General features: G+C 61.0%; 15 protein-coding genes and 1 other RNA gene. 10 read left to right on the forward strand and 6 right to left on the reverse strand.

Going from position 1 to position 12616, the window contains the following annotated elements; translation table 11 throughout:
• Nucleotides 1-258: 258 nt before the first annotated feature.
• Nucleotides 259-837, reverse strand: a complete 579-nt coding sequence (msrA, locus tag ABN482_RS03750; protein ID WP_502877228.1) for a peptide-methionine (S)-S-oxide reductase MsrA — start codon at nucleotides 835-837, stop codon at nucleotides 259-261.
• Nucleotides 838-965: 128 nt separating this feature from the next.
• Here msrA and lgt point away from each other — a divergent pair, with 128 nt between their 5' ends.
• On the forward strand, nucleotides 966-1760 hold the full coding sequence (lgt, locus tag ABN482_RS03755) for a prolipoprotein diacylglyceryl transferase (protein ID WP_349502725.1): 795 nt from the start codon (nucleotides 966-968) through the stop codon (nucleotides 1758-1760).
• Here the strand turns inward: lgt and ABN482_RS03760 are convergent.
• The 5 genes from ABN482_RS03760 to ABN482_RS03780 all read right to left on the reverse strand — a co-directional run bounded on the left by ABN482_RS03760 (nucleotide 1714) and on the right by ABN482_RS03780 (nucleotide 4123).
• Nucleotides 1714-2487, reverse strand: a complete 774-nt coding sequence (locus ABN482_RS03760) for an SIMPL domain-containing protein (RefSeq protein ID WP_349502726.1) — start codon at nucleotides 2485-2487, stop codon at nucleotides 1714-1716. The two genes, lgt and ABN482_RS03760, sit on opposite strands and share 47 nt — an antisense overlap.
• A 78-nt stretch (nucleotides 2488-2565) precedes the next feature.
• A non-coding RNA gene (gene ssrS, locus ABN482_RS03765) (6S RNA) lies at nucleotides 2566-2750 on the reverse strand.
• A 4-nt stretch (nucleotides 2751-2754) separates the two neighbouring features.
• Nucleotides 2755-3051: a cell division protein ZapA gene (locus tag ABN482_RS03770; RefSeq protein ID WP_349502727.1), complete on the reverse strand. Its 297-nt coding sequence runs from the start codon at nucleotides 3049-3051 to the stop codon at nucleotides 2755-2757.
• A complete protein-coding gene (locus tag ABN482_RS03775) occupies nucleotides 3051-3500 on the reverse strand; it encodes a hypothetical protein (RefSeq protein WP_349502728.1) in 450 nt (149 codons plus the stop codon). Before ABN482_RS03775 ends, ABN482_RS03770 begins: the two co-directional genes overlap by 1 nt.
• A gap of 83 nt (nucleotides 3501-3583) precedes the next feature.
• Nucleotides 3584-4123, reverse strand: a complete 540-nt coding sequence (locus ABN482_RS03780; protein ID WP_349502729.1) for an RNA pyrophosphohydrolase — start codon at nucleotides 4121-4123, stop codon at nucleotides 3584-3586.
• 98 nt (nucleotides 4124-4221) lie between these two features.
• Here ABN482_RS03780 and ABN482_RS03785 point away from each other — a divergent pair, with 98 nt between their 5' ends.
• From ABN482_RS03785 to ABN482_RS03825, 9 genes are all read left to right on the forward strand, one after another.
• Nucleotides 4222-5958 carry a proline--tRNA ligase gene (locus tag ABN482_RS03785; RefSeq protein ID WP_349502730.1) on the forward strand — a complete coding sequence of 579 codons (1737 nt, stop codon included), beginning with the start codon at nucleotides 4222-4224 and terminating at the stop codon, nucleotides 5956-5958.
• Nucleotides 5959-5979: 21 nt separating this feature from the next.
• Nucleotides 5980-6420, forward strand: a complete 441-nt coding sequence (gene ybgC, locus ABN482_RS03790; RefSeq protein WP_349502731.1) for a tol-pal system-associated acyl-CoA thioesterase — start codon at nucleotides 5980-5982, stop codon at nucleotides 6418-6420.
• Nucleotides 6421-6497: 77 nt separating this feature from the next.
• Entirely contained in the window at nucleotides 6498-7175 is a 678-nt protein-coding gene (gene tolQ / locus ABN482_RS03795) for a protein TolQ (protein ID WP_349502732.1), read from the forward strand.
• On the forward strand, nucleotides 7175-7630 hold the full coding sequence (tolR, locus tag ABN482_RS03800; RefSeq protein WP_349502733.1) for a protein TolR: 456 nt from the start codon (nucleotides 7175-7177) through the stop codon (nucleotides 7628-7630). Before tolQ ends, tolR begins: the two co-directional genes overlap by 1 nt.
• Before the next feature lie 19 nt (nucleotides 7631-7649).
• On the forward strand, nucleotides 7650-8777 hold the full coding sequence (gene tolA / locus ABN482_RS03805) for a cell envelope integrity protein TolA (protein WP_349502734.1): 1128 nt from the start codon (nucleotides 7650-7652) through the stop codon (nucleotides 8775-8777).
• Between the two features lie 21 nt (nucleotides 8778-8798).
• Nucleotides 8799-10115 carry a Tol-Pal system beta propeller repeat protein TolB gene (tolB, locus tag ABN482_RS03810; RefSeq protein WP_349502735.1) on the forward strand — a complete coding sequence of 439 codons (1317 nt, stop codon included), beginning with the start codon at nucleotides 8799-8801 and terminating at the stop codon, nucleotides 10113-10115.
• A gap of 53 nt (nucleotides 10116-10168) precedes the next feature.
• Nucleotides 10169-10681: a peptidoglycan-associated lipoprotein Pal gene (pal, locus tag ABN482_RS03815; protein WP_349502736.1), complete on the forward strand. Its 513-nt coding sequence runs from the start codon at nucleotides 10169-10171 to the stop codon at nucleotides 10679-10681.
• 149 nt (nucleotides 10682-10830) lie between these two features.
• Nucleotides 10831-11499 (forward strand): tol-pal system protein YbgF, encoded by a 669-nt coding sequence (gene ybgF, locus ABN482_RS03820; protein ID WP_349502737.1) that lies wholly within the window; start codon nucleotides 10831-10833, stop codon nucleotides 11497-11499.
• A gap of 62 nt (nucleotides 11500-11561) precedes the next feature.
• Nucleotides 11562-12569: a FecCD family ABC transporter permease gene (locus tag ABN482_RS03825; RefSeq protein ID WP_349502738.1), complete on the forward strand. Its 1008-nt coding sequence runs from the start codon at nucleotides 11562-11564 to the stop codon at nucleotides 12567-12569.
• Nucleotides 12570-12616 lie beyond the last annotated feature (47 nt).

Consider the following 12616-nt stretch of genomic DNA (forward strand, 5'->3'; position numbering starts at 1 on the left):
TGGCAAGTCGTTGTTTGCAACCGCCGGAACCAATCTCTCAGCCCCTTCCGGGTTTTCCCGGATCACCTTCAAACTCGAGGAGCGAAACTATAACACCTTTTCACTCTTCAGGTACCGCATCCGGCAAGTTTATTTCAAACCTCAAAACAAACCTGCCAAATCCGCCGCGCTTCCAACAACCACCTGGGCGTTTGCCTCAAGGTCTGGTCCGTCTGAACTGCGAAGGAGCGAGACTATAGCACCGAAAATCAGGAACCGTCAAGCAAGGCAGAAAAAACGTTTTCGGAACGCGGCCACCTTGGGTGCAATCACCATATTGCAGTACCCCTGTTCCGGGTGCTGCGCAAAGTAATTGTGGTGATAGTCTTCGGCCGGCCAGAATATCGGCGCAGGCAACACCTGTGTCACGATGGGTTTCGCATAGACCCGTTCATTCACGAGTTCGGCGATCACTTCCTGCACTTGCCTGTGCTGCATCTCATCCTGGTAGAACACGACGGAACGATACTGGATGCCAGCATCCGCCCCCTGCCGATCTTGCGAGGTCGGGTCATGGGTTGCGAAAAAGACGCGCAACAAGTCGGCATAGGACACCCGCGCAGGGTCGTAAGCGATCTCCACGACTTCGATGTGCCCGCCATCCCCCCGACACACGGCCTGATAGGAAGGAGACGAGGTTGAGCCGCCCGCATATCCGGGCACGACAGCGGTGACGCCACGCACACGCAAAAAAACAGCCTCGGTGCACCAGAAGCAGCCGCCACCGAACAAGGCCTTGTCATGCTGACTCATGATCTTTCTCTCCTCTATATATAGCAGCCATACGATAGCTCGCATCAGCTATCCTGGCCCTCTACGATACAGCCATCTCTCGCCGACAGGCAGTGCCCGCCAGCGGCAAGCATCGGCTGCCGCCGGATCGCGATCCGGTTATGATGCCCTATCCATTTACATCACGACCGCCCATGCTTCAACATCCTGCCTTCGACCCCATTGCCTTCAGCATCGGCCCGCTGGCCGTCCATTGGTACGGCCTGATGTACCTGCTGGGCTTTTCCCTGGCCTGGCTGCTGGGGCGATGGCGTATCAACCATGGCCTGAGCCGGCTGTCGCTGCGTGACCTGGAAGATCTTATTTTCTATTGTGTGGTGGGCGTCGTTCTTGGTGGTCGCCTGGGCTATATTCTGTTCTACAAGTTTGAATACTATCTTGCGCATCCCATCGACATCCTCAAGGTATGGGAAGGCGGCATGGCCTTTCACGGTGGTCTGCTTGGCGTCGTCATCGCATTGCTGCTGTTTGCACGCAGCCGGAAAATGTCATTGCTGGAAGTGGGAGACCTGACTGCCCCCCTGATCCCGCTCGGCCTCGCGGCTGGCCGACTCGGCAACTTCATCAATGGCGAGTTGTGGGGCCGCCCCACAGATCTTCCCTGGGGCATGGTGTTTCCGCAGGCCGGCGATGGCATTGCCCGCCATCCTTCCCAGCTTTACCAGATGACCCTCGAAGGCCTGCTGCTGTTTGCCGTATTGTGGTGGTTTGCCCGCAAGCCCCGGCCTGTCGGCCAGGTGTCGGCAGTGTTCCTGATCGGATACGGGCTGTGCCGATTCGTGGCGGAGTTTGCCCGCGAACCGGATGACTTCCTTGGACTGCTGGCCGCCAACCTGAGCATGGGACAGTGGCTGTCCCTGCCCATGATCGCGGCCGGCGTGATTATTTTCCTGTGGACCCGACGCCCTGCAGCTCAACCTCGCCATTGACCGACACACTGACACTGACAGTATCAGCTTCAAGCGGCACCGGCGCACTGTCGGCCTTGAGTGACATCATGGCTGGGGCCGCCCCCATCCGCACACGCGATTGCTCGTAGGCCATGCCACTGCCACCCAGGTCGAGCTTGCGGATCTGGTAACCCGTAAAGCCAAATGCTTCGGCCGCCTCCTGGGCGCGTTCGCGAAATGCTGTCGCCGCCTGGCGCAGCAACTGCTTTTCCTGCTCGGTACGGGCCTGCTCCGACAGCGAAAAATAGAGGCCGGCAATCGGCATCTCGGCGCTGACTTCTGCCGCCAGCCTGGAAGCCGCACCAAAATCCTTTGATTCCAGATTGACTTCGGCACGCCCGCGCCAGGCAGTGATCTTCCCATCACGGTCCGTATTGGGCCAGATCCGGTAACCCCCTGTGTGCGCCTTGACGTCAGAAGCATGCTTGGCGGCCTCCATGACTTTCGCCATGCGCTGAGTCAACGGCTCGCTGACTGCCGCCTCGCTGGCCGCCTCAATTTCAGAAGCCAGCGTAATATTGACGGTGTCTTGCTGCACCTCCGTCGACGCACCTGCCTGCAGGGTCAGGCGTGTGGGCCGGTCATGGCGCTCGAGCGGTCGCTCGCCGGGCGCGCCAAGGGCAGCGCTCATGCTGCCTGACAGCAACAATGCCCCCAGCACTGCGTGCTTGCCGAATCGTGAGGTTGCAATGCGTGTGAGTGCCATGGATATCCTCTTTGGTTGTCATGTGCCGAACCGGCAAGAAAAAAGGGTCTGCCAGCTTGTAGCTGACAGACCCCATGTATTTGCCCCGCCTGTGCCGTCTAGGTCGGCATCTCGAACCCTCAGGTTCAAGTTGGCCGCTTTCAGGGCCGCTTCGGGTTCGTCTGACTAGAGACGATCTCACCTACGACCGATCCTGCAACCGTTTAGCCATATGGCATAGGTTCAGAGAATATATGACCAGGTCACGAACACGGCAGGGACTTAAACTTATGAATCCAGTACACCATCGATCATGGTGTTCATGTCTTCAATTCTACGCTTGAAGTCGCCAATCGCCAAGCCGCCCAGGGGTCCATCGGGCGCTTTCATGGTCAAAAGCTCGCCAGCGATTGCAATGGCAGCCATTACCGCAATGCGCTCATTGCCGGAAATCTTGCCGGAAGCATGGATACTGCCCATAAGACGATCGGCATGCTTTACAGCAGCCAGGAGAGACTCACGTTCGGATGCTGCACATACGAGGGAATATTCCCGACCAAGAATCGTGACATCGACGCGCTCCATCACGCACCTCCTTGCTGGACCTGACCACCGGGCAACCGGGCCAGCAAGGCATCGACGCGCTCACGGGCCTGATGCGCCGCAAAACGCAACTGACTGGCATCCTGCTCCTGACCCTTGATCTGGTGCAGCAATGCCTGCTCACGAGCCTCGGCGGCGACACGCTCGGTTTCGAGCTGGACACGCAGTTGCTCTGCCTGCCCACGGGCATCCTGCTGCCCCGCCTCAAGCTGGGTACGCAGGTCGGACATCTCGGAGGCATGCTCGCCGGCCTTGGCGCTCAACGTCATGAACTGTTCGTCAAGTTCGGCGCAGCGGCGCTCCAGCGCCTGCCGCTCTGTATCGGCCCGCACCAGGCGGGCATGCAGATCGGTGCGCTCGGACTGCAACTGACGCACCGTCTGAACCAATTGCCCGATACGGGCGGCGAGTTTATCTAGGTCTTGCAACATGGGCGTTATCGTAAACCATCACAGTCCGGCACACGGTGGTGCCCGGCAATTTGCCTTAATTTTTTACCCAACTTCACTATCTGTCAGCTCTGGACGACTGCCGTTACCGGAGGCCGGGCCCGCTGACGAAGATAGCGAGCCTCGCTCTGGCGACGAAACAGGATGCCGGATAGTTCGTTGAGTGCCAGCGTATAGACTTCGCGCTTGAACTCGATCACGGACTCCAGAGGCACCCAGTAGTCACTCCAGCGCCAGGCATCGAACTCGGGATGCGAGCAGGCCCGCAGGCACACATCGGTATCCTTGCCGACCAGCCGCAACAGAAACCAGATCTGCTTCTGCCCCTTGTAGTGCCCCCGGCAATCACGCCGGATAAAATGTTCAGGAACGTTATAGCGCAACCAGTCACGCGTGCGCCCCAGGATGCGGACATGCTCGGGCCTGAGGCCCACCTCCTCGTGCAGCTCACGGTACATGGCCTGAACGGGACTCTCGCCATGCTTGATCCCGCCTTGGGGAAACTGCCAGGAATGCTGCCTGATCCGTTTGCCCCAGAAGACCTCATTTTTGCCGTTTACGAGGATAATGCCGACATTGGGACGGTAGCCTTCACGATCCAGCATGGCCGCCTCCAGCGAATTCAATACAATTGAAGTTGATTATACGTACCTCCGACCCTTTTTAGAGTCTTTTCAGAACCGATCACTGGCAACAATCTTTCATGCGTGCATCCAAATATCACCTGAACACCCTCAAAGAAGCGCCTTCCGAAGCCGAAGTCGCCAGCCACCGCCTGATGACGCGGGCCGGCATGATACGCCGTCTGGCGGGCGGGATCTATACCTATATGCCGCTGGGCCTGAAAGTGCTGCGCCGTATCGAAAGGATCGTGCGCGAGGAGATGAACGCTGCCGGCGCCATCGAACTGCTGATGCCTGTCGTGCAACCCGCAGAACTGTGGGTGGAGTCAGGCCGCTGGGAGCAGTACGGCCCTGAACTGTTGCGCATCAAGGATCGTCACCAGCGCGACTTCGTGCTGCAACCGACGTCCGAAGAGGTCATCACGGATATCGCCCGCAACGAAATCCACAGCTGGCGCCAGCTGCCACTCAATTTCTACCATATCCAGACCAAGTTCCGCGACGAACGCCGGCCTCGCTTCGGCCTGATGCGGGGCCGCGAGTTCACCATGAAGGATGCCTATTCCTTCGACCGCTCGGCAGAGGCCGCGCAGGCCAGCTACGATGACATGTACGCGGCCTATCAGCGCATTTTCTCGCGCCTGGGGCTGGAGTTTCGCGCCGTGGCTGCCGATACCGGATCGATCGGCGGCTCGCGCAGCCATGAGTTCCAGGTGATTGCCGATACCGGCGAAGACGTGATCGTGTATGACCCCGATTCGGACTACGCCGCCAACATCGAGCTGGCTGCCGCACCGTGCCTGATTGCAGAACGTGCCGCAGCTGCCGAACCGCTGATCAAGACGTCCACACCCGGCGCGGCCAAGTGCGAGGCCGTGGCCGACCTGCTCAGCCTGCCACTGGCACACACCGTCAAGTCGCTGGTGCTGGCGACCGACCACGCAGACAAGGCCCCGACGATCTGGCTGCTGCTGCTGCGCGGCGATCATGATCTGAACGAAATCAAGGCAGGCAAGGTGCCCGGGCTGGATCAGGGCTTTCGCTTTGCATCCGAATCCGAGATCGTCGAGCATTTCGGCTGCCTGCCGGGTTATCTGGGGCCGATCGGGACGACGCGCCCCGTCAAGGTGGTGGTCGATACCACGGTTGCCAACATGCACGATTTCGTCTGCGGTGCCAACGAAGTCGACTTCCACTACACCGGCGTGAACTGGGGCCGCGACCTGCCCGAACCGGAGCTGGTCACGGACCTGCGCAATGTGGTCGAAGGCGACGTGCCCCCTTCCGGCAACGGACGCCTGCTGATGCAACGCGGCATCGAAGTGGGCCATGTTTTCTTCCTGGGCGACAAGTACTCGTCGGCGCTCAAGGCAACCTACCTGGACGAGAATGGCAAGCCCGCCGCCCTGCAGATGGGCTGCTACGGCATTGGCATCAGCCGGATCGCCGCCGCGGCCATCGAGCAGAACCATGACGAACGCGGCATTGTCTGGCCGCGTGCCCTGGCACCTTTCGAAGTGGTGATCTGCCCGGTCGGCTGGAACAAGAGCGAAGCCGTCCGGGCCGAAGCCGAGCGTCTGTACGAAGGACTCAAGGCCGAGGGCATCGATGTGATCCTGGATGATCGTGACCAGCGACCGGGTGTGATGTTCGCGGAATGGGAACTGATCGGCGTGCCGCTTCGTGTAACAGTTGGAGAACGCAGCCTCAAGGAAAATATGATTGAATTGCAGGCACGCAAACAGGCCGAGAGCCAGCAGGTACAGACCAGCGAAGCCCTCGGCGTCATTGTGGCCCGACTCGCCGAGCTGGGCTGACCAAAGGAGTACACGACCCTCATGAATCAGGCAGCAACGACCGCTTCGGGTTTTGTCTTCCCCGTACGTATCTATTATGAAGACACCGACGCGGGCGGGGTCGTGTTCTACGCCAACTACCTGAAATTCATGGAACGGGCCCGCACCGAATGGCTGCGAGCCCTGGACTTTCACCAGCACGAGATCGCCGGGCGCGAGCAGGTGATCTTCGTGGTCAGGGCACTGGACATGGATTACCGCAAGCCGGCCCGCCTGGATGACCTGCTCGAGATCCGCAGCGACATTTCGGCACTGGGTCGCGCTTCGGTCACGTTTTTTCAGCAGGTCTGGCGCAATGGGGAACTGTTGACGCAAGGCAATATCAAAGTCTGTTGCGTGAACACATCCAGCATGCGACCAGCCCCCATCCCCGAGGCGCTGCGCGCTACACTGGCGTCGCACGTCCGCCCGTCCCTCCCGTAGACGGTCCGGATTTTTTTACGCCCATCGTTTCTACACTTTTACACGAACCGCTCTCGATCGAGGAATACCTCCCAATCATGGAAGCCACACACGATATGTCGATTCTTTCGCTGGTGCTGCAGGCCAGCGTGCCTGTGCAGCTGGTGATGCTGTTGCTGGTGGCCATATCGGTCGTTTCATGGACCTACATCTTCAGCAAGCATCGCGCCATCAAGGATGCCGACACGCAGACACGCCGCTTCGAGAAGGATTTCTGGTCGGGCGGCGACCTGTCGATGCTCCAGCAATCCATCAGTCGCCAGCGTGACGAACATGGTCCGCTGGCACGCATTTTCGATGCGGGCATGACCGAATTCCTGAAGGCCCGCAACAAATCCACGTCCGATCCCCATGCGCCGCTCGACGGTGCCCGCCGTGCCATGACGGCGGCGTACCAACGCGAAGTAGACGAACTTGAATCGCGCCTGAACTTCCTGGCATCGGCCGGTTCGGTCAGTCCCTACATCGGCCTGCTCGGCACGGTCTGGGGCATCATGCATGCCTTCGTCGGCCTGGCCAACGTGCAACAAGCCTCGCTGGCGTCGGTTGCACCCGGTATTGCAGAAGCGCTGATTGCCACCGCCATCGGCCTGTTTGCCGCCATTCCTGCCGTGGTCGCCTACAATCGATTCACGCATGCCGTCGATCGTCTGTCGATCCGCTTCGAAAGCTTTTCCGAAGAGTTTCTCAACATTCTGCAACGCCAGGTGCGCTGATGTCTTCGATACGTGCGGGCAACCGCCGCGGCCAGCGGCGCATCAAGAACGAGATCAACGTCGTACCCTATATCGACGTGATGCTGGTACTGCTGGTCATCTTCATGGTGACCGCCCCCCTGGTCACGCCCGGCCTCATCAATCTGCCCACGGTCGGCCAGGCGGAAAGCATTCCGCGCAAGCCCTTCGAAGTGCAGATCGATGAAAAAGGTGCGTTTGCCGTCCGTGACCGGGATACCGGCAGCGCGACCGAGCAGGTGGCAGCCGACCAGTTGACCGCCACGGTATTGGCACGACTGCAGCCTGAACAGCCAGTGGTGATCGCCGCCGATGGCAAAGTGCCCTATGAAACTGTCATGAAGGTCATGGACGACCTGCGCCGCAGCGGTGTCAGCCAGCTCGGCCTGCTGGTCGACCAGAAGAGCGAACCCGCCCCCGGCCAACGCCGCCCCTGACACGGAGGCTCCTGCAGCCATGTCCCGCGATAACCACCCCTCCCAGTCAGATCATATCGAGCCACCCCGGCACGAGGACAACCGCCGCGCCCTGCTGCAATCTCTGGGCGTGCACCTCGGGCTGGTCCTGGTCATCTGGCTGGGCACGATGCTCAGCACACCCAACGACCCCAACCCGGTACAGATCACACTCTGGGCCGACGGCAATTCGCCCGACAACGCCCCTGAGCCGGTGCCGGAACCAGAACAACCCGTGCCGACGCCGACCGAACCAGCCAGGCCCGAACCGCGCCCCGAACCTCCGCCCGAACCCGAGCCGGCACCACAGCCAACACCCGATGTGCGCCCGGACCCACAGCCCGATCCCGAGATCGCGCTTGAGGAAAAGCGCAAGGAAGAAGCCCGCAAGCAGGAAGAGGAGCGTCGCCAGGCCGAGCAACAGCGTCGCGAACGGGAGCGTCGCGAGCAAGAGCGCCAGGAACAGCAACGTCTGCAACAGGAGCGTCAGGCGGCAGAACGTGCCGAACGCGAGAAAATCGAGCAGGAACGCAAGCAGGCCGAAGAAGACCGCCAGAAACGCCAGGAAGAGCAGCGCCAGCGCGAACAGGCCGAGGCCGAACGCAAGGCAGCGGCAGACAAGGCTGCCGCCGAGAAAGCGGCAGCGGAGAAAGCGGCAGCTGAAAAGGCAGCAGCCGAGCGCAAGGCCGCACAGGACAAGGCTGCCGCCGAACGCCGCGCCCGCGAGGAAGCGGCACGACGCGAGCAGGAGGCACGCATGCAGCAACTGCGCGACAGCATGCGTGCCGATGCCACGGGTGCGGCAGGCATTCCCGGTGGCACGGCCGATCGCAACCAGGCAGGCGGGCAGAACGATGCCGGCTACGCAGGACAGGTTCGTGCCTGCATACAGCCCGGCGTATCGTTTGCCTCGCCGGCACGCACCGGATCCAACAATCCGGTGGCGCAATTCCGGGTACAGCTCGACGGCAGCGGACAGGTCACCAACCTGGCCCTGGCCCGTTCGTCAGGCAACCAGGTGTTCGACCGTGCAGTCGAAACCGGCATCCGCCGCTGCTCGCCGTTCCCCCGGCCCCCGTCAGGACGTTATCCTTCGTCCATTGACGTTGTGTATAGAATGTACGACTAACCTTTCGGAGTGCACACCATCATGATAAAAGCCACCACAGGCGTCCGTTACGCCCCGACAGGCTGGGTTCGCGCTGCGGGCGCGGCGGCCGCATTCAGCCTCGCCAGCATGGCCCCGGCGCAGGCACAACTGCGCGTCGACATTTCCGGCACGGGTGCCACGCAATATCCGATCGCCATTGCCGACTTTGGTGGTGCCGGTGCCGAAGGCACCGCCATGACCGAAGTGATCCGCGCCGACCTGACGCGCACCGGCCAATTCCGGCTGATCGGCACCGGTGGTGCCACGCTGTCTGCCGATACACCGCCTGACTACGCCGAATGGCGCAACCGCGGTGCCGACAGCATCGCCTACGGCAGCATCAACCTGGGCGCTGATGCCCGCTACGACATCCGCTACCGGCTGGCCGACACTATATTGCAGGACCAGCTCGACGGCGTGGCTTTCTCAGGTACGGCACAGCAACTGCGCCGCATCAGCCACCAGATCGCCGACCGCATCTACGAAAAGATCACAGGCGTGCGGGGGGTCTTCTCGACCCGGCTGGCCTACGTACTCAAGCAGGGCAACACCTTCGAGCTGCAGATCGCCGATGCCGACGGACAGAACCCGCAGGTCGCACTGCGCTCGCGCGAACCGATCATCTCACCGACCTGGTCGCCTGACGGTACACGCCTGGCCTACGTCAGCTTCGAATCGGGCAAACCAGTCGTCTATGCACACAACCTGTCCACGGGCCAACGCGTGCCGGTCGCCAACTACAAGGGCAACAACAGCGCCCCGGCCTGGTCGCCGGATGGCAGTCGCCTGGCCGTGGTGCTGACCCGCGACGGTCTGTCTCAGATCTACACCATCAACTCCAGCGATGGCTCGGGCCTGCAACGTGTAACCCAATCTGGTGGAATTGATACAGAACCCGTCTTCACGCCAGATGGCCGTTCCATCATCTTCACCAGCGACCGCAGTGGCAGCCCGCAGATCTATCGCGCCAGCCTGGACGGCGGCAACGCCCAGAGACTGACGTTTAATGGCAACTACAACATCTCGCCACGCATCTCACCGGATGGCAACACGTTGCTCTACGTTGCGCGGCGAAACGGTGATTTCCGTATCGCATCGCTGGATCTTGCGACAAATCAGGAAACATTGCTGACGAATGGTCGCGATGATCTTTCCCCCAGTTTTGCCCCCAATGGCATGCAAATCATTTATGCTGCGTCGCTAGGTGGGCGCAGTGTGCTTGCAGCCGTATCGAGCGATGGCCGGGTTCGTCAGACCCTGTCTGTCCTGAACGGCGAAGTGCGCGAACCGACCTGGGGTCCTTTCCCCAACAACTGACAATTTGTGCATCAACCAATAAACCTTCGACCCTTCATCAGTAAGGAACCATCATGAAATTTCGTCTTGCCAAACTTGCCTCCCTCACTGTGTTGGCTTCTGCTTTGGCAGCTTGCAGCACGGTATCGCTGGATGACCAGGCCGCCAATGGCTCTGGCACGTCCGGCAGCGGCACGGGTGCCGGCACCAGCTCGGGTCAGATCCTTGATCCGTTCAATCCGCAAAGCCCCCTCGCACAGCAGCGCTCTGTCTATTTCGGCTTCGACAGCTATGTCGTCGAGCCCGAGTATCGTGACATGGTCGAACTGCATGCCCGCTACCTGACCAACAACCCGCAGCAACGGGTTCGTCTGGAAGGCAATACCGATGCGCGTGGCGGAACGGAATACAACCTGGCACTGGGTCAGCGCCGCGCCGAAGCCGTGCGCCGTACACTGACCCTGCTGGGTGTGAACGATGCGCAAGTCGAAGCCATCAGCTTCGGCAAGGAAAAGCCCAAGGCGCTGGGCAACACGGAAGCCGATTACGCGGAAAACCGCCGTACCGACTTCAACTATCAGCGCTGATTCCTGCGCAAGACGCGCTGGCCTCAAGGCCAGCGCCAGCACGTCGCCGGCGGACCCCGGGTACATCGGCATTCATTCTTGCGTCCCTGTAAAATGAATGTCGATGTACCCTGGCAATTCGCCGGCATTGTCATGACTGGAGTATCCGTATGCGCCTATTTTCTCGTTCCGTCCTGGCCGCAGCCCTGCTGGCCACCCTGCCCTTGCATGCCCACGCATTCGCCGACGATGAGTCGCGTCGCGCCATTCTCGAACTGCGCCAGCAGATCCAGCAGATGACAGAACAGAACCAGCGCGCACGTCTGCAATTGGCCGATCAGATCGAGAACCTGAGTCAGGAAATCACGCGCCTGCGCAACCAGGTCGAACATCTGGATCAGCAAACAGCTCAAGCAACCGCCCGCAATGCGGCACCTGACGATGGCACCCCTCGGGTCAGCGACGAGCAGGAACAACAAGCCTACGATGATGCCATCGACCATTTCCGCAATGGTCGCTACCGGGAAGCAGCAGAACTCATGACGGCCTTCACGGCGCTCTATCCGAGCAGTGCGTTGGAGCCACTGGCCCGTTTCTACCTGGGCAGCAGCCACTACGCGCTCAAGGACTACAAGGCCGCCATCGAGTCACTTGACGCCATGCTCAAGAGTGCGCCGACCAACCCGCGTGCGCCCGACGCCCTGCTGGTCATTGCCGGCAGCCAGATCGAACTGGGCGACTATGCCGCAGCCAAGACATCGCTGCAGCGCATCGTGCGCGAATATCCGGGTACGCCTGCTGCCGAAACGGCAAACAACCGGTTGCAACTTCTGCGATAATCCGCAGCATGGCACCGGCAAAAGAATCTCATTCAGTCCCATCCTCCGTTCTATATCGCAGCATGACCCGCCGCCGCGTGGGCCTGTTGCTGGGCATGACGCTGGCAATCATCAGTGCATTGCTGCTGGATTTCACGATGGGTGCCACGGGCCTGCCACTGGGCCAGTTGCTCGACACGCTGCTGCACCCTGGTGACGGTGCCGGTAATCCCATCCACGTCATTGTCTGGGATATCCGCCTGCCTTCCGCGCTGATGGCCGTGATCGTCGGCATGGCGCTGGGTCTGGCCGGTGCCGAAATGCAGACCATCCTGAACAACCCGCTGGCCAGCCCCTTCACGCTGGGGCTGTCTTCTGCGGCGGCCTTCGGTGCCTCGCTGGCCATCGTGCTGAACATCGGCATCCCCGGACTGCCGCCCGAATGGTTCATCACGCTCAATGCATTTGTCTTTGCCGTGATTTCGGCCCTGCTGCTTGACGCCGTGGCCCGCTGGGGCGGCATGAGTGCATCCGGCGTGGTGCTGTTCGGCATCGCGCTGGTATTTTCCTTCAATGCACTGGTATCGCTGATGCAGTACATCGCCAGCGCAGAGGCGCTGCAAGGTCTGGTGTTCTGGACCATGGGCAGCCTGTCGCGCTCGACCTGGGCCAAGGTCGGAGCCCTGACGCTGGTACTGGCGCTGATCCTGCCGCTCTCGCTGCGCAATGCCTGGAAGCTGACCGCGCTGCGCCTGGGCGAAGACCGCGCAGCCAGCTTCGGCATCGATCTGGGACGGGTTCGCCTGGGCACGCTGGCACGCATCAGCCTGCTGTCGGCCCTGGCGGTCTCATTCGTAGGCACGATCGGTTTCATCGGGCTGGTTGCACCACACATTGCCCGCAGGCTGTTCGGAGAAGACCATCGCTTCTACCTGCCGGGCAGTGCGCTGACAGGTGCCCTGATCCTGTCGCTGGCCTCCGTCGCCTCCAAGAATATCGTTGAAGGCTCCATCGTGCCGGTCGGCATTGTCACCGCACTGGTCGGCATCCCGTTCTTCCTTGCCGTCGTGCTGCGACGCAGGCTGCCCTGATCCAGCATCGAACCGCCATGTCCGTTTCTTCCTCCGAAATCACTCCT

The organism is Corticimicrobacter sp. (assembly GCF_040137905.1).
Classification (GTDB): Bacteria; Pseudomonadota; Gammaproteobacteria; order Burkholderiales; family Burkholderiaceae_B; genus Corticimicrobacter.

Bases quoted from the DNA above. Each gene is read 5' to 3' on its own strand.
- msrA (WP_502877228.1), bottom strand. From the start codon at position 837: ATGCGAGCTATCGTATGGCTGCTATATATAGAGGAGAGAAAGATCATG.
- lgt (WP_349502725.1), top strand. From the start codon at position 966: ATGCTTCAACATCCTGCCTTCGACCCCATTGCCTTCAGCATCGGCCCG.
- ABN482_RS03760 (WP_349502726.1), bottom strand. From the start codon at position 2,487: ATGGCACTCACACGCATTGCAACCTCACGATTCGGCAAGCACGCAGTG.
- ABN482_RS03770 (WP_349502727.1), bottom strand. From the start codon at position 3,051: ATGGAGCGCGTCGATGTCACGATTCTTGGTCGGGAATATTCCCTCGTA.
- ABN482_RS03775 (WP_349502728.1), bottom strand. From the start codon at position 3,500: ATGTTGCAAGACCTAGATAAACTCGCCGCCCGTATCGGGCAATTGGTT.
- ABN482_RS03780 (WP_349502729.1), bottom strand. From the start codon at position 4,123: ATGCTGGATCGTGAAGGCTACCGTCCCAATGTCGGCATTATCCTCGTA.
- ABN482_RS03785 (WP_349502730.1), top strand. From the start codon at position 4,222: ATGCGTGCATCCAAATATCACCTGAACACCCTCAAAGAAGCGCCTTCC.
- ybgC (WP_349502731.1), top strand. From the start codon at position 5,980: ATGAATCAGGCAGCAACGACCGCTTCGGGTTTTGTCTTCCCCGTACGT.
- tolQ (WP_349502732.1), top strand. From the start codon at position 6,498: ATGGAAGCCACACACGATATGTCGATTCTTTCGCTGGTGCTGCAGGCC.
- tolR (WP_349502733.1), top strand. From the start codon at position 7,175: ATGTCTTCGATACGTGCGGGCAACCGCCGCGGCCAGCGGCGCATCAAG.
- tolA (WP_349502734.1), top strand. From the start codon at position 7,650: ATGTCCCGCGATAACCACCCCTCCCAGTCAGATCATATCGAGCCACCC.
- tolB (WP_349502735.1), top strand. From the start codon at position 8,799: ATGATAAAAGCCACCACAGGCGTCCGTTACGCCCCGACAGGCTGGGTT.
- pal (WP_349502736.1), top strand. From the start codon at position 10,169: ATGAAATTTCGTCTTGCCAAACTTGCCTCCCTCACTGTGTTGGCTTCT.
- ybgF (WP_349502737.1), top strand. From the start codon at position 10,831: ATGCGCCTATTTTCTCGTTCCGTCCTGGCCGCAGCCCTGCTGGCCACC.
- ABN482_RS03825 (WP_349502738.1), top strand. From the start codon at position 11,562: ATGACCCGCCGCCGCGTGGGCCTGTTGCTGGGCATGACGCTGGCAATC.